The following is a 23,444-nucleotide window of genomic DNA, read 5'->3' on the forward strand; positions in this document are numbered from 1 at the left end:
TCGACATCGAAGCAAAGGCAGAACACCGATGAACGTGGCCGACGCCATCCGTGGACGCCTGGTCGTCTCGTGCCAGGCCCAGGGCCCCAGCCCGTTCACGGACACCGGGCACATGATGGCGATGGCGGCTGCGGCCGTACTCGGCGGGGCCGCCGGTCTGCGTGGCCAGGGAGTGGCCCACGTGCGGGGCATGGTCGACCTCGGGGTGCCGGTGGTCGGACTGGTCAAGCGGAGCACCCCCGGCAGCCCGGTCTACATCACCCCGGGCGAGGCCGACGTGACCGCACTGACCCGGGCCGGGGCGCAGATCGTCGCGGCCGACGCCACCGGTCGACCCCGGCCCGGCGGGGAGAAACTGGCCGACCTCGTCGCGGCGGCCCACACCGGCGGAGCCCTGTTCATGGCCGACGTCGACAGCCTGGACGCCGCCCTGGCCGCCGTCGATGCCGGCGCCGACCTGGTCGGCACGACGCTGTCCGGCTACACCGCCGGCCCGGTGCCGGACGGGCCGGACATCGCCCTGGTGGGCGAGCTCAGTCGACATTGTCCCGTTCCGGTCATCGCGGAGGGGCGATACCGTACCCGTACCCAGGTCTCGGCGGCGTTCGACGAGGGTGCGTGGGCAGTCGTCGTCGGCACCGCCATCTCGGACCCGGTCAACACCACGCGCAGGTTCGCGCAGGCCTGCCCGCATCCCCGGTTGGATTCGTGATGACCACCAAACTGAGCCAGATCCGTACCGAACTCCGGCACCGCGTCGCCGGCCTGCCGGCGCACTCGGCGCTGCCCCGCGAGCGGGACCTCGCCGAGGAGTTGGGCGTGAGCCGGACGACACTGCGCCAGGCGCTGCGTGAACTGCTCGACGCCGGCCTGGTCTACACCATCCGTGGCCAGGGCACCTTCGTCTCCGACACCCGGATCGCCAAGGGCACCAGCCTCAGCGGGTTCACCGAGGACATGCTGGCCCGTGGCCTGCTCCCGAGCAGCAAGCTGATCGAGGCGGACGCGATGGTCGCCCGCGACGCGGCGGCCACCGACCTCGGCCTGCCCGAGGGGTCACTGCTCTACCGGGTGGAGCGGCTGCGGCTGGCCGACGGCTCGCCGATGTGCCTGGAAGAGGTGCACCTGCCGGCCGACCTGTTCCCCGGGCTGCTCGTGGAGAACCTCGACAACGGGCTCTACGAGACCATGAAGGACCGCTACCACATCCAGGTCACCGTGGCCCAGCAGATGATCGCCGCCGTCGTACCGTCCCGGCGGCAGTGCGAACTGCTGGAGATCCCGCCCTCGGCGGCCCTGCTGGAGGTGCGCCGGATCGGCTACGACGGACGGGGCCGGGCCGTCGAACGCGCGGTGTCGCTCTACCGGGGCGACCGCTACCACTTCTCCCTGACCGCACGACGAGGCGAGGCCGACTGATGTCCACCACCACGGCTGAGGAGCACACCGACATCCTGGTCGTCGGCGGGGGCGTGGGCGGGATCGCCGCCGCGCTGGCCGCCTGCGAGGGTGGCGCCCGGGTCACCGTCGTCGAGCCGTACGGGTGGATCGGCGGGCAGCTCACCTCGCAGGCGGTGCCGCCCGACGAGCACCCCTGGATCGAGACACACGGCTCGACGGCCAGCTACCGGCGGTTCCGGCAGGCGGTGCGCGAGCACTACCGGAGCTGGTATCCGCTGGCATCCGACGGGTCGGCCCGACCGGTCAACCCGGGTAACGGCTGGGTCAGCCCGCTGTGTCACGAACCCCGGGTGGCGCTGGCCGTGCTTCAGGCCATGATCGCCCCCTGGCGCGCGGCGGGGCGGCTCACCGTGCACACCCGGGCGCAGGTCGAGCGGGCCCACACGGACGGGGACACGGTGACCGCCCTGGCCGTCCGACTCGCCGACGGCACCGTCCGCCACATCGGTGCCAGCCTGGTCCTGGAGGCTAGCGAGACCGGTGAGCTGCTGGCCCTGGCCGGCATCGAGCACCGCACCGGCACCGAGTCGCAGGCGCAGACCGGCGAACCGAGCGCCCCGGACCGGCCCGCTCCGCTGAACATGCAGGCCGCCACGGTCTGCTTCGCCCTCGAACACGTCGACGGCGACCACACGGTGGACCGGCCGGCCGACTACGACCACTGGCGGACCCGCACGGCACCCGGCTGGCCGGGTCCGCTGTTCAGCTGGACCTACCCCGATCCGCGGACCGGCCGACCGGTCACTGGTCGCTTCACCCCGAACCCCCGGTCGACGGCGGCGTCGATGGAGGAGGGGCTGGTCGCGCCGGAGCTGTGGACGTACCGGCGGATCCTCGACCGGCAGGCGTTCCGGCCCGGCCTGTTCCGCAGCGACGTGACGCTGGTCAACTGGCCGATGAACGACTATCTCGACGGGCCGTTGTTCGACGTACCGGACGCCGCGCGGCACGTCCGGCGGGCCAGGGAAGCCAGCCGTGCCTTCCTGTACTGGTTGCAGACCGAGGCGCCCCGCCCGGACGGCGGCACCGGCTACCCCGGTCTGCGGCTACGCCCGGACGTGACGGGCACCGTCGACGGCTTCGCGCAGGCACCGTACATCCGGGAGGCCCGCCGCCTGGTGGCGCTGACCACGCCGACCGAGCAGGACCTGTCGGTCGCGGTACGCGGAGCCGCCGGTGCGGTCGGCTACCCCGACACGGTCGGCACCGGTCACTACCGCATCGACCTGCACCCGACGACCGGCGGCGACGGCTACCTCGACGTGGCGGCGCACCCGTTCGAGATTCCCCTCGGCGCGTTGCTGCCCACCCGCGTCACCAACGTGATCGCCGCCGGCAAGGCCGTCGGCACCACCCACATCACCAACGGCTGTTACCGGGTGCACCCGGCCGAGTGGTCGATCGGGGAGGCCGCCGGCGCGCTGGCCGCGTACTGCCTGGACCGGCAGACCTCGCCGCACGGGGTCCGCGACAGTGCCAAGTCGCTTGAGGATTTCCAGGCCGAGCTGGTGCGGCGGGGGGTCGACCTGCACTGGCCGACGGCCACGGCGGCAGCCCTGGGAACGGCGGGCGGCGGACCGCTGCCGAGCTGACCCGGACGCCCCGGCCGGGAACCGGGGAGCGGGACCAGCCCCGACCGCCGCCCTGCCGGGGAGTGGCCCCGACCGGCTCGTCGCAGACCCAGCATCGCCGGCCGTCACGCCGCCTGACGTTCCACGACCGCCGTCAGTCGGCGGCCACGACCATACTTCGCGTATGGCCACCTACTCTCCGTTGATATATGGCTCGGCCTGAGCGGCCACTTCCCGCCGACGGAGGCCCGATCGTTGGGTTCGCACAGGATTTGCGACTCCTACGGGAGAAGGCAGGATCACCGAAGTACCTGTTGATGGCACGGCGGACGGGCCGGTCGCGTACCGCGTTGGCTGAAGCGGCCGGCGGTGACCATCTCCCCAGCTGGGACACCGTCCGGGCGTTCGTGGAAGCGTGTGGCGGTGATCCGATGGAGTGGTTGCCGAGATGGGAACACGTGCGGGCGGTGGCGCGGGAAGATCGGGTGAATCCGACCTCTGCCACCACAGGAGCACCGCCACCGGGGGTGCCGTCGGTGTCTGCGGACGACGTCGCCATCCTGCTTCGCCTCTGGCAGGAGCAGCGTGATCAGGCCCGCCAGAGCGAGAACCACCGGGCGATCGTCAGTCCGTCAGGGCGCTGCACGGGCACGGCGTCGACGGCGGCAGCGGTGCCTTGGAGCCACTGTCGGCCGTTCACCCAGCACCGGGAGCGCACCGACCCGCGGCGTACCGCTGGTCGTCGGGGGAGACGCCTCGGCGCGAGGACGCGGCGGTCATCCGCCGGATCGTCCTCGCGCCGTCAGGACTGCTGCCACCGTCGCGTCAGGGCCGGTGGCGGTCCCTGACCTGTCCTGGACGGGCGGCCCGCGCCCGTCCAGGACAGGTGGTGTTCAGGAGGCGGTGCAGACCGGGGTCAGGCCGGTGGCGGACCCGGTGCCCTGGAAACCGAACTCCGTGTACTGGCCGGCGGCGACCGAGCCGTTGTAGTTGACGTTGCTGAACTGGACGCTGCCGCTGGTGCCGGTGCGCTCGGCGCTCCACACGTTGGTGATCGCGGCGCCCGACGGCAGGGTGAGCTGGACGTTCCAGCCCTGGATCGGCGCGCTGCCGGCGGTGACCCGGACGGTGGCGACGAAGCCGCCGGTCCAGGAGTTCAACGACACCGTGGCCGTGCAGCCGTTCGTCGGCGGCGGCGTGGTCGGCGGGGGAGTCGTCGGCGGCGGCGTGGTGGGCGGCGGGGTGGTGGGCGGCGGCGTCGTCGGCGGCGGCGTGGTGGGGGGCGGGGTGGTCGGCGGCGGCGTGGTGGTCGGCGGGGTGGTGGTCCGGCCCTTGTTCAGTTCGTCGAGGACGGCGTAGTACGCCGCCTTCTTCTGGTAGTTGCCGTTGCCGCCGGTGAACAGCAGGCCCCGCTCGGAGGAACGCCACGACTCGCTGTCGGAGATGCCCCAGACGGTGATGCCGGTGCACTTCGCGACGTTCAGGCAGGCCCGGACGACCTTGCGGTAGTTGTCCGCCTGGCCGGCGCCGATGTCGTTGTTGCTCAGGTCGTCGTCGATGTCGACCTCGGACAGGTGCACCTCGACGCCGAGGTCGGCGAAGCGCTGGATGTTGGCCTGCAGGTCGTTGCTGATGATGCTGTTCGGGTTGTCGTTGAAGTGCGACTGGAACCCGACGCAGTCGATGTACTGCCGGTAGGTGCGGACGATGTCGTACAGCGCGTTGGCCTTGCGGTTCGGGCCACCGCCCTTGACGGTCAGCCCCTCGACGTCGTAGTCGTTGATGCAGAGCTTGGTGGAGTAGCCACCGGCCTGCACGACCTGCTTGGCCCGGATGAACGAGTCCCGGATGACGTCGGTGTCGCCGGCGTCGAAGAAGTCGCCGTCACCGTTGGCGTCCCGGTTCATGGTGTGCGGCCACTGGTTGCGGCGGCGACCGGTGTTGTTGTCCTCCAGCGACTCGTTGACCACGTCCCAGTAGGCGATCTTGCTGCCCCAGCGGTTGATGGCGTTGCCGATGAAGGTGTTCAGCGTGCTCTGGCTGGCCCCCTGCAGCGCGCCGGCCTGCGAGTGCCACACCAGCGTGTGCCCCCGGACCACCATGCCGTTGCTCTGCGCATGGTTGACCAGCTGGTCCGCGCCGCTGGTGTTCTGCAGCCCACCGCTCGACGTGGCGATCCGGTCGGGCTTCATGTCGTTCTCGGGGGTCAGCTGGCCGAATTCCTGACTGAGGATCGGGTATAGCCGGTTCGGTGAGGACGCGGTGCCGAAGAACAGCCCGGCCTTGGCCGCCGCGGCCCGCAGCGTGGTCTCGGCGGCGACGGCCGGGGTGCCGGACTGGACCGCCACCGCGCCGCCGACCAGCAACATCACCGCCGCCGGCAAGGCCGTTCTGCTCACTATCCTGCGTCGCCTCAGGCTGCTGCCCACGGACCCTCCTCGTTACATGACGTCAATAATTGATGCATGTGTATGCCCATCGAAGGGTCAGTATCGATAGCGGTCTACCATACTGTCAACAACTTTCGGAAATGTTCCGGAAAACTTGCCGGGTGGGCTGACCTGGCGGAAGTCGGATTCGCGCAGGTGGACGCGCCGGGACGCGGAGTGGCCGGCCGGAAGACACCCGGTTACGTCCGCCGTCCGGCGGACGGACGCCGAAACATTCGAAATTCGGGGCCGGACGGCCGAAAAGGCGCTGGACAGGCCGCCGGCCGGTGGATAGGTTGCCGCTGCCCGTGACGTAGCCCGAGGAGGTGAGACCCATGAACGCCGTACCCACGTGGGTGCTCCCCCTGCCCGTCGCGGTCGGGCGACCGACGTAACCGTCGCCCGGGAGCGCCCCACCCACCAGGCTCTCCCGGAAGGCGCTTCCCGTGCACCAGTCGCCGCTCGCCACCACCCCGCCCACCGCAGCGGTCGGGCCCGCCTGCTCGGCCGGTGGCTGCGTGACCTCGACCTGCGTCAGGGTCGCCGCTACGACCGGCTGCGCCACGGCCGGGGCCTGCTGCTGGACCGCACCGGCCGGCTCGGCGTCGCCGGCTGGACCGACCGGGTCGACCACCTCAACGACCCCACGGTGGACCTGGACGTCCCGTGCGTCCTGCTGCGCCCGGACGGTCACGTCGCATGGGCCGGCGACGACCGACAGGACCTGGACGGTCACCTGACCCGTTGGTTCGGCCGACCCGCCACCTGAGCACGACCGCCGACCGGGACCGCATCGCCCGGTCGGCGGGTGTCGTGCCGGGAACCCACCGGGGGCACGCCCGGACGGTCGGGGCGGTCGACCGAGTAGGAATACTCAGGTACCCACCGCATCCGGCCTCAAGACCCGACGCGGCGACCCGGACAGAGTGGTCGGCATGGCCGAGCTACCGCACCGACCCGTCGTCCTGCGTACCGTCGAATCGCCGTTGCCGGCCGTGGTGGCGCACGGCCGGCAGGTCGGCCTGGGGGCCCTCGGCCGCGCGGTGGCCGTGCTGGCCCGGCTCGCCGCCCGACACCCCGCCGGCTGGCGCTGGGTCGCGCGCCGGCACCACCCGGCGCTGGACGGGCTGGCCGCCGCGCACGCCCGGGCGGTGTGCGCGCGGGCCGCCCGGCAGGTCCCCGCCTACCGGGCCTTCCTGCAAGCCCGCCCGGCGGGCGTGCGCCGCCGGCTCGTCGACTTCCCGGAAACCGACAAGGCCAGCTACGTCGTCGCCCACCACGCCGCCGCGCGCTGCCGACACGGGCGGCTGCCCACCCGGGGGGTGGTGGTCGACGAGTCGGCCGGCTCGGCCGGGCAGCCGTTCAACTGGCCCCGCAGCGACCGGGAACTGCGCGCCGTGCACCGCGACATCGCCGGCTACACCGGACTGGTCTTCCCGATGCGCCGACCGTTCGTCATCAACGCCTACTCGATGGGAGCCTGGGCGACCGGGACGACCACCGGCGCGGCGATGGCCCGGATCGCGGTGGTGAAGAACACCGGCCCCGACCTCGGCAAGATCATCGACACCCTGCGGGAGTTCGGCCCCGACTTCGACTACCTGGTGACCGCCTACCCGCCGTTCCTCAAGCACCTGCGGGACCGGCTCGACGCCGAGGACTTCCCCTGGCCGCGCTACCGGGTCGCGGCCAGCTGCGGCGGCGAGGGGATGACCGAGGCGCTGCGCGACTACCTGGAGCAACGCTTCACCCTCGTCCGGTCCGCGTACGGGGCGTCGGACCTGAGCATCGGCATCGGCGCGGAGACCCGGTTCACCGTGTGGCTGCGCAGGCGGTTGCAGACCGACCGGGGGCTGCGCGACGCCCTGCTCGGCACCGACGAGCAACGGCTGCCGATGGTGTTCCAGTACAACCCGTTCGCCACCTACCTGGAGACCAACGAGCGACGGGAACTGGTCTGCACCGTCACCGGCGGCGACGTGCTCCAACCCCGGCTGCGGTACAACGTCGGGGACGAGGCGCTGCTCGTGTCGTACCGGCGGGTCGTCGAGCTGGTCTGCGCCGACCCGGTACGCCGGGCCGAACTGCGCACCGCGGTCTCCGCCGAGCGGATGACGCTGCCGCTGCTGCTGCTCTTCGGGCGCAGCGACTCCACCATCTCCTACCTCGGCGCGAACCTCTACCCGCAGGACGTCGAGTACGGCCTCTACGTCGGCAACCCGTACGCCGCCGAGATCAGCCGGTTCTGCCTCGCCCTGGTCGAGGACGCGACGCTGGAGACCCGGCCGGTCATCCACCTCGAACTGCGCCGACCGCTGGCCGACCCGCAACGCGCCGCGCTCGTCGACGCGTGCCGCCTCGGCGTACGCCGGCACCTGACCTCGGTCTCCCGCGACTTCGCCCAGTCCCTGGTGGAGGACGCCACCGCCGGGGACCTGCGGGTCGAGCTGCACGAACCCGGCACCGGCCCGTTCGCCGGCCAACAGAAGATCAAGAACAGCTACCTGGTGAGGTGACCATGCGTACCCGTGACTTCTCCCGTGCCCCCGCGCAGGCCCGCGCCGGCGCCATGTTCATCGGCGGCACCCGCTACACCAACCCGCTGGTGCTGCTGCGGCTCGCCCCCTCCTGGTTCCGGATGCTGCGCGACATGCGCCGGATGAACGGCTACTGCTGGCACACCGTCTACTGGCAGTTCCCGCTGACCCTCGGCACCATCGCGTTCTTCACCGACCGCGACGCGATGCTGCGCTTCGCCCGCACCCGGCACCACCGCCGGCTGATGGTCTGGCTGACCGACGGCACCCGCAACGCCACCGCCGGCTTCATCCGGCTCTACACCGCCAGCCCCGACGGCTACTCCAACGGCACCTGGCGGGCCGAGGGCCCCCAGATGGGGCACATCGACACCTTCACCCCGCTGGGCGCGGAGACGACCGGGCCGGCGGTCCGCCGATGAGCCCCGCCCGGCACCGGTTCACCCGGGTCACCGACCGGCGCGGCCTGCGGCAGTTCCTCGCCTTCGGCGACCGGCTCTACGCCGGTGAACCCCGCCACGTGCCCACCCCCCGCCAGCAGATCCGCCGCTGGTGGCGCGACGGCGTGCCGCTGTACCTGCTGCGCGACGCCGCCGGCACGATCGTCGGCCGCACCACCCTGCACACCGACGCGGACTTCGACGCCAAACTCGGCCGACGGTGCCAGCTGTTCGGGCTCACCGAGTTCACCGAGCGGGCCGGGAGACCACTGTTCGACGCGATCACCGCCCACGCCGACACCGACCGGGACCTGCTGTTCGGCCCGGTGGCGCTGCTGCCTAACCAGGCCGGCGGGGTGATCACCTCCGGGCACGCCGAGCGCGGCTTCGTCGACAGCGCCTGGAACCCGCCGTGGTACCCGACCGCCTACGAGGCGTACGGGTTCCGCCGCCGGTTCGAGGCCGACACCTGGATCTGCCCCGTACCGGCCCCACCGGAGCCCCTCCCGCCGGTGCACGTCGACCCGGACGGCACCCGCATCGTGCTGCACCGGGGCGACGTACGCCACCTCGACGACCAGCTCGACCTGCTGCGCGGGATGCTCAACGCCTCCTTCGCCCAGCTCGGCTACTACACGCCGATCTCCGCCGCGCAGCTACGGCGGCAGACCGACGGGCTGGCGTACCTGCTGGACGAGTCGCTGCTGCTCTACCTGACCCGCGACGGCGAGCCGGTGGCGTTCGTGCTCTGCGTACCCGACATCTCAGAGTTCCTGATCGCCGTCCGGGGCGACCTGCACCTGGTCAACCAGGCCCGGTTGCTGGCCGCCCGCCGCCGCTACCGTCGGGAGGCGGTGCTGATCGTCAAGGGGGTCCTTCCGCAGCACCAGGGGCGCGGCTACCAGCGGCTGCTCTCCACCCACCTGCACCGCAACCTGTACACCGGCGGCTACACCACGCTGCGCAGCACCTACGTCGAGCGGGACAACACCGCCTCGGCCGCCCAGTACCGCCGCCTCGGCGGTCGCCCGCTGCACGGCTACACCTTCTACGCCAAGGAGCGGTAGGTGGACCACGACGCGTTCCGGCGGCTCGAACGGTGGTGCTGGCGGGCCCCGAGCGCGCACAACACCCAACCGTGGCGACTGCGCTACGAACCCGACGCGATCCGGATCGGCTGGGACCCCGCCCACACCCTGCCCGCCGGCGACCCCACCGGCCGGGACCTGCGGCTGTCCCTCGGCGCGTTCGTCGAGACGTGCCTGATCGTCGCGGCCGACGCCGGCCTGCGGCTGGACTATCTCGCCGACCACGACGAACACCACAGGTGGGTGGGACTGCTGCGCCCCGCCCCGGACCGCTACCCGACCCCGTTCCGTACCACCGACGTGTGGGAACGCCGGACCGACCGGGGTCACCTCGCCGCCGGGGTGGACGGGGACACCCTCACGGCGGTGGACGCGGTCGCCCGGCCGGCCGGCGGCAGCGTACGGACCGTGCCGCAGGCCGGGCGGCTCGGTGCCCTGCTGCGCGCCGCCGACCGTCGGCTCTACGCGGACCCGGCGGTCGTCGCCGAACTGCGCCGCTGGCTGCGGCTGGACCCCACCCACCCGGGCTACCACGCCGACGGGCTCACCGACCGCTGCCTCGCCCTGTCGCGGCCCGCCGCCACCGGGCTGCGCGCGGCACTGGCCGGGTACCCGGTGCTGCGCCCGCTGGGCCTGCCGAGGCTGCTCGCCGCCGCCGCGGGCGACCCGCTCGCCCAGGGCGGCACCGTGCTCGTCCTGGTCGCCCCGGCCCACCTCGACGAGCCCGGCCAGGTCGAGTTCGGCCGGGTGCTGCTGCGCACCTGGCTGACCCTGCACACGGCGGGGCTGGCGGCACACCCGCTGAGCCAGCTCATCGACGTCCCCACCACCCGGACGGCGCTCGGTGCGCTGCTCGACGTCGCGCCGCAGCGTCTGCTGCACGTCGCCCGGGTGGGCCGGCCCACCCGGCCCGCACCCCGCTCCGCCCGCCGGGTCGCCGCCGGTCGGGCCTGACCGTCGGCACCCCCCGACCGGCGTCCCGGGGACTGTCCGGTTGCCGACCGCGCGTGGGCGTCGACCGGCGTACGGTGGCCGCGCAGACCCGTCGACCCCGTCCGAGGCAGGCCCGATGACCCATGGCACGTCGATGTCGGCCGGCCGGGACGCGACCTTCGACGACCTGGTCCGGCTGGCCGTCCGGGCGGTCGCCCCCGACGAGGAACCGCTGCTGGGCCTGCTCGCCCCCGACTACCACCGCCGCCCCGGCCACTGGCGACGCGATCCGGGCGCGCTGACCCGGGTGGGTGGTGGCGAGGCGGGCGGCGGCGGTTTCGAGGCGGTGGTCGAACCGCTCCTGCCGTACCTGCTGGTGCTCACCGGGGTGGCGGTGGAGGCGCTGCGCGACGGCGTGCGCGACCAGGCCACCGAGGCGGTCCGCGGTGGCCTGCGCGGGCTCGGCCGGCGGTGGCGCACCCGGGGCCGGCGGGCCGTCGACCCACCGCCGCCCGAGGTGCGGCTGCGGCCGGGTCAGCTGCTGCGGATCGAGGAGGCGGTCACCGCCGCCGCCCGCGATCCCCGTTGGACGCTCACCGAGGACCAGGTCGCGGTGTTGCGTGACGCCGTACGCGACGCGTTCGCCCAGCGCTTCGGTGTCGCCGGGCCCGACACTGCCGAGGATGATGTCGACGGTCGCTGAGGGCGGGCGCGGCCCGCCGGCCCGGCCGGCGCGACGACACCGCCGCCGCCCTCGGCGACTCCGCCACTGCCTTCGGCGACCCTCGGCCGGTTCGTCGCCGCGGTCACCGCCGTCGTGGGCACGAGCATGTTCGGATGGTCGACGGTCCTCGTCGACGGCGACGCGACCAGGGTGCGCGCCGAGTGCCTGGCGGACGTGCTGCGGACCCGACCGTTCCCGATCGACGCCCGGGCCGGCACGGTCGACGAGACGGGCCTGGCTGCCATCCGGCGCTGCACCGCCGGCCTCGGACCGGACGTGGCCGGGCAGCTGCTCGCCGGGCTCGCGGTGCTGCTGGCGGTGACCATGCTGGCCTACCTCGTCGCGCCCTGGTGCGAGTGCCGACTGCGGGGCCTGCGCCGCCTCGACCGGGTCCCCGGCACCCAGGCGCTGCGGGCCGACCTGGCCGAACTGGTCGGGGTGGCGGGGCTACGCCGGTCGCCGACGTTCGTGGTGTCCCGGTCCGCGCGGATCAGCGGCAACACCTTCGGCGCCGGGCCCCTGCGGTACGTCCGGTTGGACCTCGGCCTGGTGCACGCCCACCGGGTGGCCCCCCGGGTGTTCCGCGCGGTCGTGCTGCACGAGCTGGCCCACGTCCGCAACAGCGACATCCACCTCACCCGGCTGACCATCGCCCAGGCCTGGGCGTTCCCGCTCGGGGTGCTCGTGCCCGTCACCGTCACCTACCTGCGTGCCGACGCCGGCTGGCAGCTGCTCGCCGACTCCTGGCGGCTGGCCGCGTTCGCACTGGTCGTGCAGGTGTCGGCGTGGTCGGTGCTGCGGGCCCGGGAGTTCACCGCCGACGCCCGGCTCCCCGCCGCCGACGCCGACGCCGTCCGGGCGCTGCTCGCCGCCGACCACCGGCAGGTGGGGCGGTGGGCCCGCCTCGGTGCGTTGTTCCGGTTCCACCCCCTGGCCCGGGCCCGCGCCGACGCGCTGGACCGTCCCGGCCGCCGGTTCGCCGCCCGCCCGGTCGAGGCGCTCGGCGCGGGCCTGGCCGCCGGGATCGCCGCCCCGTCGGTGCGGGACCTGGCGACCAGCCTGCCCCGGGTGCTGCCGGGCGCGGACCCGGTCACCGACAGCGCCTTCGTCACCGGCATCCTGCTCGGCGTGCCGCTGGCCCTGGTGGCCACCGGGGCGCTGTGGCGGGCGGCCTGGTGGGCACGGCACACCGGCCGTCCGGTGGCCTCCGGCGCGGCGTTCGGCGCGGCACTGGCCTGCGGCCTGCTCGTCGGCCGCCGCCTGGCCTGGCGGGTGGCGTACGCGACCGACCTGCGGGCCTGGTGGATCGAGGTGCTGCTGGCCGGGCTGTGGATCGCCGGTGGCGCGCTGCTCGGCCGGTGGGTGGCCGACGGCGCCCGGGCCCACCTGCGGCACCTCGCGGCGGCGGCGGTCACCCGGATCCGGTGGGCGTGGGCCGGCGCGGCCGTGGCCACGTCGGTGCTCACCGCCGGGTACGTGGCGACGTTGCTGGTGCTCGACGCCTGGTCCACCGACGACGGGTGGAGCATGCTGCACCTGGTCGCCGCCCGTGAGGGCACCGGGGCGGCGACCCCGCTGACCCTGCTGGACATGATCGGCTTCTACGTGCGGATCACCGCCGCCTCGGCCCCGTACCTGATCGCGCTGCCGTTGCTCGCGGCGTTGTTCCCGGTCCTGGCCGGCCGGGGTGCGACGCGGCGGGCGCTGCGGACGGGGGTGGCCGTCGGGGTGGCCGGGGCGCTGGTGCTGCCGCTGGTGCCCCTCGGCGTCGGAGCCGCGGTGCGTGACCCCGGCCTGGCGACGGCGACCGCGGCGACCCTGGTGACCAGCCACACCCTGTTGCCGGTCACGTTCGTCGAGGTGGGCGTGGCCGTGGCGGCGGTCGCCACCCGACGCCTGTCGCTGTCGCACGCGCTGCTCGCCGCCCTCACCGCGGGGGCGCTGATGACGCCCGCGGTGGTGGTCGCCGACGTGCTGGTGTCCTGTGTGGCCGGTGCCCCCGGGTGTGCCCCTGCCGTCGATCCGACGGTGGTCGTCCGCGCCCTCACCCACGCCCTGCTCGTCGCGCCGGTGGCGGCGGTGCTCGCCGCCGCCGTGGGGACGGCCGTGCCGGCCGCGCTCGCGGTGCTCGGCCGGCGTCGGTGGTGGCCGGCGGTGGTGGTGCCCGTGCTGCTGGTGGCCGCCGGGGCGGTCGCGGTCACCCCGCACCGCCCGACGCCGGTCGGTGACCGTGGCCGGGACCCCTGCCTGGTCGGGGTCTGGCGGCTCGTGGCGGGTCGGTTCCACGAGCCGGTGGCCCCCGACTCGCCACTGGGCGTGCTGACCGGCCTGCACACCGACGGTGCCCTGGACCTGTCCAGCGGGCCGGCCGGCGGCCACGCCACCGCCTACCGGGCGGACGGCACCGCGACCGACCTGTACGACCTGTTCGTCGCCGAGGGCACGCTCAACGGGCACACCGTGCGCAGTGTGCAGCGGGGCACGGTCACCTACCGCTGGTCGGCCGGGAACGGCCGGTACGCCCAGCGTGACCAGGTCGCCGCCAGCGACCGGGTGCTCCGGGTCGACGACCGTGAGCTGCCCCTGACCGGCCCGGCGGAGGACTTCGGCGGCTCGTACCGCTGCACCGCCGACCAGTTGGTGATCACAACGGCCGACGACGCCGGCTCGCACACCGAACAGACCTTCGTCCGTAGCCCGACCTGAGCAGCGGATCAGCCGCCGGGGGTGGGTCGGCGCGCGGGACCACCCCGCCTACCTCGGGCTGGGACGCCGTCGTCAGGCCGGGCCGGGCAGCCGGGGAACACGACCGCTGATCTGGACGAAGTGGAAGCCCTCGACGACCACCCGGGGGTCGGCGAACGCCTCGATCGTCGCCGTGAGGTCGGCGTCGGTCAACCCGTGGGCCAGCAGGCTGCCGCGCAGTTGCGGGATGCCGGCCCGCAGCAGCCGGCAACCCGGACCGCCGCCGCGCCACCGGCCCGTCGTGGTCCGGGAGTCGACCTCGACCAGGCCGGCCGCTGCGAAGGCCGCCGGGGCCCGCTGTGCCCAGGCGAGGTCGAGACCGCTGCCGACGAGAGCCGCCGTGTGGGCCGCCAGGTAGCGGGTCAGCAGATCGGCGGTCGCGTCGTCCGGCGCGGACGAGACGAAGTCGCCGGGCGGGAGCGCGAACTCACCGATGAGCAGTACACCGCCGGGTGCCAGGGCGGCCACCATCCGCCGCAGGGCCTCCTCGCGCCGGGGCAGGTGACCGAGGAGCAGCCGGGCGTGCACCAGGTCGAAGGTGCCCGGCGGCTGGTCGGTGACGACGTCCTGGCGGTGGACGACGAGCCGGGGGTGCGGCGGGACGTGCTGCGGGGCGACGTCCGTGGCGACCACCTCGGCCGCCCGTTCGGCCAGCCACAGCGCGACGCTGCCGGCACCGGCGGCCACCTCCAGGCACCGCCGGCCGGTCAGGTCACCCCACTGCCCGAGCGCGGCCCGGGTCGGTCCGTCCAGCAGGTCCGCCAGCGCGTCGTGGTGGGCGCCGGCCTGGTCACTGGCATTGTCGAACGCATAGCCCTTCGTGCTCACCCCACCATCCTGCCGGACGGCGAGCCGTTACGCCCCCGACCCACCGCCCCTGGCCCACCGTCCCAGCCCACCGCCCCTCGCCCACTGCCCCTGGCTCACTGCCCCGGTCCATCGCCCGGTCCACCGCCGTGGGCCGGGGAGCCGACGTGCCCGGCCGGCACCGCCTCCGGCGGGTCCCCGACACTCCGCATTCCACTGAGTGCAAGCCCTGGTCCACGCCGGACCCCGGGACGGAATGATTCGACTCCATCGATGTTCGCCCGGCGGGAGGTCGTTCGGATGGAGTTCGCCCGGGACCAGTGGTACGTGGCGGCCCACGGCGGGGAGGTCGGCCGGGACCTGCTCGCCCGTACGGTGCTCGGTGAACCGTTGGTGCTGTACCGCACCGGTGCCGGGGAGGCCGTGGCGCTCGCCGACCGGTGTGTGCACCGGCGCTTCCCCTTGTCGCAGAGCCGCCTCGACGGCGACACGATCGTCTGCGGCTACCACGGCTTCACCTACGACCCCACCGGCAGTTGCGTCTTCGTACCCGGTCAGCAGCGGATTCCGCGTACCGCGCGGGTCGCGGCCTACCCGGTGGTGGAACAGGACTCCTTCGTCTGGGTGTGGATCGGGGACCGGGAGCGGGCCGACCCGGCCACCATCCCCCGCGCGCCCTGGCTGGCCGACCCCCGGTACGCGGTGGTCCGGGGCATGGCCCCGCTGGACGCGCGGTACGGCCTGCTGGTGGACAACCTGATGGACCTGTCCCACGAGACCTACCTGCACGGCGGTTACATCGGCACCCCCGAGGTGGCGGACACCCCGATCACCACCGAGGTCGACGAGGAACGGGGTGTCGTGCACGTCAGCCGGCACATGGACGACGCCGAGTGCCCGCCGTTCTACGCCCGCTCGACCGGCATCCAGGGCCGGATCACCCGCTGGCAGGACATCGAGTACCACCCGCCGTGCCTCTACCTGCTGCACAGCCGGATCGCCCCGCAGGGCGTCTACCCGCCCGCGCAGGGGGAGGACAGCGACGCCTTCCACGCCGAGATCGTCTACGCCATCACCCCGTCGACCGCGCACACCACGTACGACTTCTGGGCGGTGGCGCGCGACTTCGCGGTCGACGACGAGTCGGTCAGCGCGTACCTGCACCAGAGCAACCACACCGTGGTGATGCAGGACGTGGCGGCGCTGAACACCCTGGAGCGGGTGATCGCAGCCGAACCGGAGCGATACCAGGAGCTGAGCATCAACATCGACACCGGTGGGCTGGCCGCCCGACGGCTGCTGGCCCGGCTGGTCGGCTCCGGGACGGTGGGAGCGCCCCGGTGACCGCACCCGCCGGGCAGCGGGTCTACCGGGTCCACTGGGTGCCGGGCACCGACGTGCTGCGCGGGACCTGCCACTGTGGCGCCGAGCGCCTCGCCGACGAGCCGGTGGCCTTGTGGGAGTGGCTGCTCGGCCACCCGCGGGGCCACGCGACGACGACCGTGCCGGCATCCGGCCCGCCCGCCCGGCTGGCGGTGCCGGCATGACCGGGGACAGGCCGACGAGGGACGGGCCGGTCGGGGACGGGTCGGTCGGGGACGGGCCGGTCGGGGACGGGCCGACGAGGGACGGACCGGGCGGGGACGGGCTGGTCGGGGTGGAACTGACGGTGGTGGCCCGGGAGCGGGTGGCGGCGGAGGTCGTCGAGATCGGGCTGGCCCGCCCGGACGGTGGTGACCTGCCCCGGTGGACCCCGGGCGCGCACGTCGACCTGGCGCTGGGCCCGGAACTGGTGCGGCAGTACTCCCTCTGCGGTGATCCGGCCGACCGGTCCGTCCTACGGATCGCCGTGCAGCGGGAGCCGGACGGTCGCGGTGGCTCCCGGCTGGCGCACGCCCGGCTCACTGTCGGCGGCACCGTCCGGGTGCACGGGCCCCGCAACACCTTCCCGCTGGTCGCGGCGCGGCGCTACCTCTTCGTGGCCGGTGGCATCGGGATCACCCCGATCCGCCCGATGGTCGACGCGGCCGACGCCGCCGGTGCCGACTGGCGGCTGGCGTACGGCGGACGCAGCCGCGCCACCATGGCCTTCGCCACGACCCTGCGGGAGCGGTACGGCGACCGGGTGTGCCTCTGTCCGCAGGACGAGACCGGGCTGCTCGACCTGACCGGGCTGCTGGGCCGAACGGGCGACGGCCTCGTCTACTGCTGCGGCCCGGAATCCCTGGTCCGGGCAGTGGAGGAACACTGCGCCGACTGGCTGCCCGGCCGACTGCACGTCGAGCGGTTCACCCCCCGGGGCGACGCCGACGGGCCGGAGACGGCGATCGAGGTCGAACTCGCCCTCTCCGGGCGCACGGTACGCGTGCCCCCGGGGGTGCCGATCCTGCGGGCGGTGGAGGAGGCCGGGGTGCCGGTCCTGTCGTCCTGTCGGGAGGGCACCTGCGGCACCTGTGAGACCCCGGTGCTCGCCGGGGTGCCGGAGCACCGCGACAGCCTGCTCACCGCGCAGGAGCGGGCCGCCGGGGACACCATGATGATCTGTGTCTCCCGGGCCCGTACGCCCCGGCTCGTCCTGGAGCTGTGACCGGCCGGCGCGGGCGGGGAGGATGGTGGGATGCGCGGCCAACCGGGACGGTCGGTGACCAGCAGGGTGCTGGCGCTGCTGGACGCGTTCACCCCGGCGAACCCGGCCCTGACGCTGAGCGAGCTGGCCCGGCGCACCGGGTTGCCACTGTCCACCGTGCACCGCCGGGCGGCCGAGCTGCTCGCCTGGGGGGCGTTGGAACGCGGCGTCGACGGGCGGTACCGGATCGGCCTGCGGTTGTGGGAGGTGGGTTCGCTGGCGCCCCGGGGGCTGGGGTTGCGGGAGGTGGCCCTGCCGGTGATGGAGGACCTGTACGAGGTGACCCACGAGAACGTGCAGCTCGCCGTCCGGCAGGATCTCGAACTCGTCTTTATCGAGCGGATCGCCGGCCGGCACGCGGTGCCGGTGCTCACCCGGGTGGGTGGCCGCTTCGCCCTGCACGCCACCGGCGTCGGTCTGGTCCTGCTCGCCTACGCGCCGGTCGGGGTGCAGGAGCGGGTGCTGGCCGCGCCGTTGGAGCGGTACACCGAGCTGACCGTCACCGATCCGGGGCGGCTGCGCCGCTGTCTGGCCGAGGTGCGCCGGGTCGGGTACGCGGTCAGCGACCGGCAGGTGACCATGGACGCCCTGTCGGTGGCCGCGCCGATCCGCGCCCCGGAGGGGGTGGTGGCGGCGCTGTCGTTGGTGGTGGACCGGTCCCGGGCGGACCCGCTGGCGCTGGCCCCGCTGGTGCAGGCCGCGGGCCGGGTGCTGTCCCGGGCGCTGGGCGGCGCGCACCGGTGACCACCGGCCGGACCGGCGTCAGTCGGGGAAGGCGAGCAGTCGCAGCAGGTGGGCCAGCCGTTCGTGGTCGCGGGGCGTCATGCTGGCCAGCGAGTCGAGCCCCACGGCGCGGACGGCGTCCTGGGCGCGGGCGAACAGGGCCCGTCCGGCGTCGGTGGCGGTGAGGACGTTGGCCCGGCGGTCGGCGGGGTCGGCGTGCCGCTCGACCAGTTGGCGCTGCTCCAGCCCGTCGATCAGGGCGACCACCTGGCTGGGGTCGAGGTGCAGGAATTCGGCGAGTTCCCGCTGGGTCGGGCGGACGTCGTCGGCGGCCAGGGCGAGCACCGAGTAGGAGCGGGCCTTCAGTCCGTGTGCGGCGAGGGCGGTGTTGGCCGCCGCGAGCGCGCGCGCGTTGGCGCGGGCCAGCAGGAAGCTCAGGTCACCGGCGAGCGTGCTGTCCCGCAGCCGGTCGCGTCCGGTCGGCCGGGTCCGTTCGGCGGGGGACATGGCGACGATGGTAGCAAGGTTCCCGAATAATTGACATTCTCAACGGTTCGTGCTCAGATCGCATCGACGAAAGGGAGTGCCCATGTCACTGGACGGCAAAGTCGCCATCGTCACCGGGTCCGGGCGTGGCCTCGGTCTGGCCTACGCCCAGGAGCTGGCGCGGCGGGGGGCCTCCGTCGTGGTCAACGACGTCGACGCGCGCGCCACGGCCGACGCGGTGGCGGCGATCGAGGCGTCGGGCGGGCGGGCCGTCGCGGTGACCGCGCCCGTCGGCCCGACCGAGACCGCGCAGGAACTCGTCAGCACGGCGGTCGCGCACTTCGGCCGACTGGACATCCTCGTCACCAACGCCGGCGTGCTGCGCGACACCGTGCTGTGGAAGATGACCGACGACGACTTCGACACCGTCGTCACCGTGCACCTGCGCGGCACGTTCACCACGGTGCGCGAGGCGGTGCGGCACATGCGGCAGGCCGACGCGGGCGGACGGATCATCTGCATCGGGTCACCCACCGGTCAACGCGGCACCTTCGGTCAGACCAACTACGCGGCGGCCAAGGCGGGCATCGTCGGCATGGTCCGCACCTGGGCGCTGGAGCTGAAGCGGGCCGGCATCACCGCCAACACCGTCGTCCCGGTCGCCGCCACCGCGATGACCGCCACCGTCCCCTACTTCGCCGCTGCGGTGCGGGCCGAGGCGGCCGGTGAGCCGATGCCCGCGTTCTTCCGGCACGACCTCGGTTTCGGCACGGCCGCCGACGTGGCCGGTCTGGTCGCGTTCCTCGCGTCCGACGCGGCCGCCCAGGTGACCGGGCAGGTGATCGGGGTGGGTGGTGACCGCCTCCAGATCTGGACCCACCCGGAGGCGGCGGTGACCGCCTACCGCGAGGGCGGCTGGACCTACGACGCGCTGGTGGAGGCCTGGCCGACCACGTTCGACGGGGCCGCGCAGAGCGTCGGCGAACGCTTCCCCGAGCTGCCCGTCCAGTTCCAGCCGGCCAATCCCTGACCCGGCCCACCGTCACCTGACCGACGAGACCGTCCGCCCGCCCGCCGGACCGGACCCGCCCGACGGAGGTTGCCGCCCATGTACCAGCCCGCGATCGACCTCGACGCCGTCACCGCGATCGACATGCACGTGCACATCGAGGTCGACGACCACGGTCACGCCTCGCTGCCCGCACCGCTGGTGGCGGCCGTGTCGAAGTACTTCCGCACGGACGGGCCCCGGCCGGCGGTCGACGCGGTGGCGCGCTACTACCGCGAGCGCGGCATGGCCGCCGTCGTGTTCACCGTGGACGCGGGCACCCAACTGCGGCATCCGCCGCTGTCCAGCGTCGACATCGCCCGCGCCGCCGCCGAGCACGCCGACGTGCTGATCCCCTTCGGTTCGGTCGACCCGCGCACCGGCGGGCCGGCCCTCGACCTCGCCGCCCGGCTGATCGAGCAGGAGGGGGTACGCGGCTTCAAGTTCCACCCCACGGTGCAGGGCTTCGACCCCGGCGACGACGCGTACGCGCCGCTGTGGGCCCTGATCGAGCGGGCCGGGCTCCCGGCGATCTTCCACACCGGGCAGACCGGCATCGGCGCGGGCCTGCCGGGCGGCTACGGGCTGCGGCTCGGCCTGTCCAACCCGATGCTGCTCGACCCGGTCGCCGCCGACTTCCCCGACCTGCAGATCGTCATGGCCCACCCGTCGGTGCCCTGGCAGGACGAGGCGCTGTCGGTGGCCACCCACAAGCCCAACACCTGGATCGACCTGTCCGGCTGGAGCCCGAAGTACTTCCCGGCGGAGCTGGTACGCCACGCCAACTCGGTGCTCAGCCGCCGGGTGCTCTTCGGCACCGACTACCCGCTGCTCACCCCCGAGCGGTGGCTGCGTGACGTGGCGGCCACCGACCTCAAGCCGGACGTGCTCCCGGGCATCCTCAAGGACAACGCGGCCCGGCTGCTGGGCCTCGCCCGGGAACGACGAGAGGAAGCGCCATGACCACGACCATCACCTACGACCAGCTCGCCGACCTCGCCGGCACCGACCTGGGGCACACCGGCTACCGCACGGTCACCCAGGACCAGGTGAACCTGTTCGCCGACGCCACCGACGACCACCAGTGGATCCACGTCGACCCGGAACGGGCCAAGGCCGGCCCGTTCGGCGCACCGGTCGCGCACGGCTTCCTCACCCTGTCCCTGGCGGTGCCGTTCTGGACCGAGCTGCTGGAGGTCAAGGGGGTGACCACCAAGGTGAACTACGGCCTCGACCGGGTGCGCTTCCCCGCGCCGGTCGTGGTCGGGGCGCGGGTGCGGATGCGGGCCACCGTCGTCGAGGTGGTCGAGGTCCGGGGTGGCTACCAGCTCACCGTCGACCAGAGCATCGAGATCGAGGGCGGCGTCAAGCCGGCGGTGGTCGCCCGGGGGTTGTACCGCTTCCACGGCTGAGCCCGGCGGCGTCCGCGCCGGGTGACCCACCACCACCACCTCCACCACCAGGAGACTGCTGATGCACCAGCACGGAATCGGTGCCTGGGTGGCCAGGCGTCGGCTCAGGTCCCCGGACAAGGTCGCCCTCGTCCACGGCGCGGACGCGACCGTCACCTACGCCCAGTTCGCCGACGCGGTGGACCGGGTCTCGGCGGTGCTGCGGGGGCGTGGTGTCGGCGTCGGTGACGCCGTCGCCTACCTGGGGGAGAACAGTCCGGAGTTCCTCCAGGTGATGTTCGGGGTGGCGCAGGTCGGCGCCGTCTTCGTGCCGGTGAACACCCGGCTGGCACCTCCCGAGGTGGGTCACCTACTGACCGACAGCGCGGCCCGGGTGCTGATCCACGACCCGGAGTTCGCCGCACCGGTGGCCGCCGCCCTGCCTGCCGCGCGGCCTCCGCAGACCGTCGTCACCGGCGAGGGCACCCCGCAGCGGCCGGGCCTGACCCGGCTGACCCGGGCGGTCGACGCCGGGCACCCCGGTCCTGCCCCCACCGGCCCGGACGATCCGGCGGCGATCGTCTACACCTCGGGCACGACCGGGCGGGCCAAGGGTGCGGTGCTGACCCACGGCAACCTCACCTGGGTCGCCCTCAACTGTGTGGTCGACTACGACGTCGTCTCGACCGACGTGGCGCTGATGATCTCGCCGCTGTTCCACGTCGCCTCGCTGGGGATGGGCGCGTTGCCCGTCATCCTCAAGGGCGCCACGATGGTCGTCGAGCGGGGCTTCGAGCCGGGCCGGGCGCTCGCGCAGATCGCCAGGCACCGGGTCACCATGCTCAGCGGGGTGCCGACCACCTACCAGCTGCTGGCCGACCACCCGGACTGGGCCACGACCGACCTGTCGACGCTGGCGAAGCTCACCTGCGGTGGCTCCGCGGTGCCGACCCGCATCCTCGACGCCTACGAGGCGCGCGGCCTGTCGTTCTCCCAGGGGTACGGGATGACCGAGGCGTCGCCGGGCGTGACCGCGCTGCCACCGGCGATGACCCGGGCCAAGCAGGGCAGCGTCGGTCTGCCGCACTTCTTCACCGACGTGCGGATCACCGACCCGGGCGGGGCGGTGCTGCCCGCCGGTGAGGTGGGTCAGATCGAGGTGGCCGGGCCCAACGTCTTTCCCGGCTATCACGGGCTGCCGACGGCGACCGCCGAGGCGTTCACCGCCGACGGCTGGTTCCGCTCGGGTGACCTGGGCCGCCTCGACGACGACGGCTGCCTCCACGTCTCCGGCCGACTCAAAGACATGATCATTTCGGGTGGCGAGAACATCTACCCGGCCGAGATCGAGCTGCTGCTCGGCGAGATCGACGGGGTGGTCTCGGCGGCGGTCATCGGGGTGCCCGACGACCGCTGGGGTGAGGTGCCGTGGGCGGTGGTGACCGTACGGGAGGGGGCGTGCGTGGACACCGCCGTCGTGCGGGCGCACCTGGACGGTCGGATCGCCCGCTACAAGCTGCCCAGGAACGTGGTCATCGTGGACGAGTTGCCGCGGACCGCGTCGGGGAAGGTGCGGAAGACGCAGCTGCGGGCGCGGTTCGCCGGCTGACCGTGGGCCGGTGGGTGACGAGGGCGGCGAACTCCGCCGTGGACGCCTCGGTCAGCGCCCGGTGCGCCCGACGGTAGGTCTGCACCGATCGGGCCGCCGGCCACTGCGCGTCCATGAACTCCGCCGGTAGCCTCGGGTCGGCCCGCAGCAGCGCCAGCCAGTCCGCCACCAGCATCGTGCGCAGGGTCAGCGCGCCCGCCGCCGCCGTGGTCGCGGCCGGGTCGGCCCACCGGTCGATGAACGCGAGGTGCTCGCGCCGGATCGCCTCGATGTCCCAGGCGGCGCGTACGCTCTCGCCGATCGGGAAGCCGGCGAGTTCGCGGGCGTGGAAGGCGACCACGGCGTGCGGGGCGAGGTCCTGGCGCAGCGGTTCCAGCGACCCGGCGAGGTCGACCTCGCCGGGGGCCAGCCACAGCCCGTCGCGGATCGGCGCGAAGCCCTCCCAGGTGAGGGTGGAGCGCAGCCGGTGCCGCAGCGTGCGCTGCCCCTCCGGAATGGAGAAGGTGACCAGGGTCCAGCCGCTGCCCTGCGGGTCGAACGGCCTCGGCCCGCGCACCCGGTACGTCGCCTCACGCAGCACCGCCGCGCCGTGCTCGGTCAGCGAGAACAACGTCTCCCGGCCGCTGCGGCCCCGGGCGAGGATGCCGCTGCGCACCAGCCGGTCGAGGGTGGCCCGGGTCGCCGGTGCGGCGACCCCGGCCCCCTCCAGCACGGTGATCAGGACACTCGCCCGGATCGGCCCGGTGTCGGCGTCGACGACGTGTTCGCCGAAGAAGGCGAGCACCAGTTGCTTCGGCTGACGCCTACCCACAGTCATCCCCTCCGA

22 protein-coding genes and 1 pseudogene are annotated in these 23,444 nt (G+C 73.7%); 19 read left to right on the plus strand and 4 right to left on the minus strand.

The window, feature by feature from the left end:
* Window positions 1-28: 28 nt before the first annotated feature.
* From J7462_RS01350 to J7462_RS33540, 4 genes are all read left to right on the plus strand, one after another.
* The gene (locus tag J7462_RS01350) at window positions 29-712 is read left to right on the plus strand and encodes an N-acetylmannosamine-6-phosphate 2-epimerase (protein WP_208570571.1); all 684 of its coding nucleotides are present in this window, start codon (window positions 29-31) and stop codon (window positions 710-712) included.
* Window positions 712-1,419: a GntR family transcriptional regulator gene (locus J7462_RS01355; RefSeq protein WP_141723122.1), complete on the plus strand. Its 708-nt coding sequence runs from the start codon at window positions 712-714 to the stop codon at window positions 1,417-1,419. The genes J7462_RS01350 and J7462_RS01355 overlap by 1 nt, the downstream gene beginning before the upstream one ends.
* Window positions 1,419-3,053 (plus strand): FAD-dependent oxidoreductase, encoded by a 1,635-nt coding sequence (locus J7462_RS01360; RefSeq protein WP_219460618.1) that lies wholly within the window; start codon window positions 1,419-1,421, stop codon window positions 3,051-3,053. Before J7462_RS01355 ends, J7462_RS01360 begins: the two co-directional genes overlap by 1 nt.
* 188 nt (window positions 3,054-3,241) lie before the next feature.
* Entirely contained in the window at window positions 3,242-3,880 is a 639-nt protein-coding gene (locus tag J7462_RS33540) for a helix-turn-helix domain-containing protein (RefSeq protein WP_357533999.1), read from the plus strand.
* A 45-nt stretch (window positions 3,881-3,925) separates the two neighbouring features.
* On the opposite strand, the gene J7462_RS01365 is transcribed toward J7462_RS33540, so the two are convergent.
* The gene (locus J7462_RS01365; protein ID WP_372444180.1) at window positions 3,926-5,431 is read right to left on the minus strand and encodes an endo-1,4-beta-xylanase; all 1,506 of its coding nucleotides are present in this window, start codon (window positions 5,429-5,431) and stop codon (window positions 3,926-3,928) included.
* A 529-nt stretch (window positions 5,432-5,960) separates the two neighbouring features.
* On the opposite strand from J7462_RS01365, the pseudogene J7462_RS01370 reads away from it, so the two are divergent.
* From J7462_RS01370 to J7462_RS01400, 7 genes and pseudogenes are all read left to right on the plus strand, one after another.
* Window positions 5,961-6,230 (plus strand): annotated as a pseudogene (locus J7462_RS01370) (monooxygenase); the annotation flags it as partial.
* Between the two features lie 166 nt (window positions 6,231-6,396).
* The gene (locus tag J7462_RS01375) at window positions 6,397-7,977 is read left to right on the plus strand and encodes a phenylacetate--CoA ligase family protein (RefSeq protein ID WP_219460620.1); all 1,581 of its coding nucleotides are present in this window, start codon (window positions 6,397-6,399) and stop codon (window positions 7,975-7,977) included.
* A gap of 2 nt (window positions 7,978-7,979) precedes the next feature.
* Window positions 7,980-8,420, plus strand: a complete 441-nt coding sequence (locus J7462_RS01380) for a DUF4188 domain-containing protein (RefSeq protein WP_204926595.1) — start codon at window positions 7,980-7,982, stop codon at window positions 8,418-8,420.
* A complete protein-coding gene (locus tag J7462_RS01385) occupies window positions 8,417-9,505 on the plus strand; it encodes a GNAT family N-acetyltransferase (protein ID WP_219460650.1) in 1,089 nt (362 codons plus the stop codon). Before J7462_RS01380 ends, J7462_RS01385 begins: the two co-directional genes overlap by 4 nt.
* On the plus strand, window positions 9,506-10,480 hold the full coding sequence (locus J7462_RS01390) for a nitroreductase (RefSeq protein WP_219460653.1): 975 nt from the start codon (window positions 9,506-9,508) through the stop codon (window positions 10,478-10,480).
* A gap of 115 nt (window positions 10,481-10,595) precedes the next feature.
* Window positions 10,596-11,162 carry a hypothetical protein gene (locus J7462_RS01395; RefSeq protein ID WP_219460656.1) on the plus strand — a complete coding sequence of 189 codons (567 nt, stop codon included), beginning with the start codon at window positions 10,596-10,598 and terminating at the stop codon, window positions 11,160-11,162.
* A gap of 114 nt (window positions 11,163-11,276) precedes the next feature.
* Window positions 11,277-13,889 (plus strand): M48 family metalloprotease, encoded by a 2,613-nt coding sequence (locus J7462_RS01400; protein ID WP_219460661.1) that lies wholly within the window; start codon window positions 11,277-11,279, stop codon window positions 13,887-13,889.
* Window positions 13,890-13,961: 72 nt separating this feature from the next.
* Here J7462_RS01400 and J7462_RS01405 read toward each other — a convergent pair whose 3' ends face one another.
* Window positions 13,962-14,756: a class I SAM-dependent methyltransferase gene (locus J7462_RS01405; protein ID WP_219460664.1), complete on the minus strand. Its 795-nt coding sequence runs from the start codon at window positions 14,754-14,756 to the stop codon at window positions 13,962-13,964.
* A gap of 279 nt (window positions 14,757-15,035) precedes the next feature.
* Between J7462_RS01405 and J7462_RS01410 the strand changes: the two genes are divergently transcribed.
* From J7462_RS01410 to J7462_RS01425, 4 genes are read left to right on the plus strand one after another with little or no spacing between them, the layout of a single operon-like run.
* A complete protein-coding gene (locus J7462_RS01410) occupies window positions 15,036-16,079 on the plus strand; it encodes an aromatic ring-hydroxylating dioxygenase subunit alpha (RefSeq protein WP_219460667.1) in 1,044 nt (347 codons plus the stop codon).
* On the plus strand, window positions 16,076-16,282 hold the full coding sequence (locus J7462_RS01415) for a hypothetical protein (protein WP_219460673.1): 207 nt from the start codon (window positions 16,076-16,078) through the stop codon (window positions 16,280-16,282). The genes J7462_RS01410 and J7462_RS01415 overlap by 4 nt, the downstream gene beginning before the upstream one ends.
* Window positions 16,279-17,322 carry a PDR/VanB family oxidoreductase gene (locus tag J7462_RS01420; protein WP_308290684.1) on the plus strand — a complete coding sequence of 348 codons (1,044 nt, stop codon included), beginning with the start codon at window positions 16,279-16,281 and terminating at the stop codon, window positions 17,320-17,322. Before J7462_RS01415 ends, J7462_RS01420 begins: the two co-directional genes overlap by 4 nt.
* A gap of 54 nt (window positions 17,323-17,376) precedes the next feature.
* Window positions 17,377-18,105, plus strand: coding sequence for an IclR family transcriptional regulator (locus tag J7462_RS01425; RefSeq protein WP_308290685.1), 729 nt, complete (start codon window positions 17,377-17,379; stop codon window positions 18,103-18,105).
* A gap of 18 nt (window positions 18,106-18,123) precedes the next feature.
* Here J7462_RS01425 and J7462_RS01430 read toward each other — a convergent pair whose 3' ends face one another.
* Entirely contained in the window at window positions 18,124-18,591 is a 468-nt protein-coding gene (locus J7462_RS01430; RefSeq protein ID WP_208570586.1) for a MarR family winged helix-turn-helix transcriptional regulator, read from the minus strand.
* 82 nt (window positions 18,592-18,673) lie between these two features.
* Between J7462_RS01430 and J7462_RS01435 the strand changes: the two genes are divergently transcribed.
* From J7462_RS01435 to J7462_RS01450, 4 genes are all read left to right on the plus strand, one after another.
* Window positions 18,674-19,600, plus strand: coding sequence for an SDR family NAD(P)-dependent oxidoreductase (locus tag J7462_RS01435; RefSeq protein WP_219460679.1), 927 nt, complete (start codon window positions 18,674-18,676; stop codon window positions 19,598-19,600).
* A gap of 78 nt (window positions 19,601-19,678) precedes the next feature.
* Entirely contained in the window at window positions 19,679-20,581 is a 903-nt protein-coding gene (locus J7462_RS01440) for an amidohydrolase family protein (RefSeq protein ID WP_219460682.1), read from the plus strand.
* Entirely contained in the window at window positions 20,578-21,030 is a 453-nt protein-coding gene (locus J7462_RS01445; RefSeq protein WP_219460685.1) for a MaoC family dehydratase, read from the plus strand. The genes J7462_RS01440 and J7462_RS01445 overlap by 4 nt, the downstream gene beginning before the upstream one ends.
* Window positions 21,031-21,091: 61 nt before the next feature.
* Entirely contained in the window at window positions 21,092-22,618 is a 1,527-nt protein-coding gene (locus J7462_RS01450; RefSeq protein WP_255597540.1) for a long-chain fatty acid--CoA ligase, read from the plus strand.
* Here the strand turns inward: J7462_RS01450 and J7462_RS01455 are convergent.
* Window positions 22,542-23,435 carry a PaaX family transcriptional regulator C-terminal domain-containing protein gene (locus J7462_RS01455; protein ID WP_255597541.1) on the minus strand — a complete coding sequence of 298 codons (894 nt, stop codon included), beginning with the start codon at window positions 23,433-23,435 and terminating at the stop codon, window positions 22,542-22,544. The genes J7462_RS01450 and J7462_RS01455 overlap by 77 nt on opposite strands.
* Window positions 23,436-23,444: the final 9 nt, after the last annotated feature.

Source organism: Micromonospora sp. RL09-050-HVF-A, from assembly GCF_019374995.1.
GTDB lineage: Bacteria > Actinomycetota > Actinomycetes > Mycobacteriales > Micromonosporaceae > Micromonospora > Micromonospora antibiotica.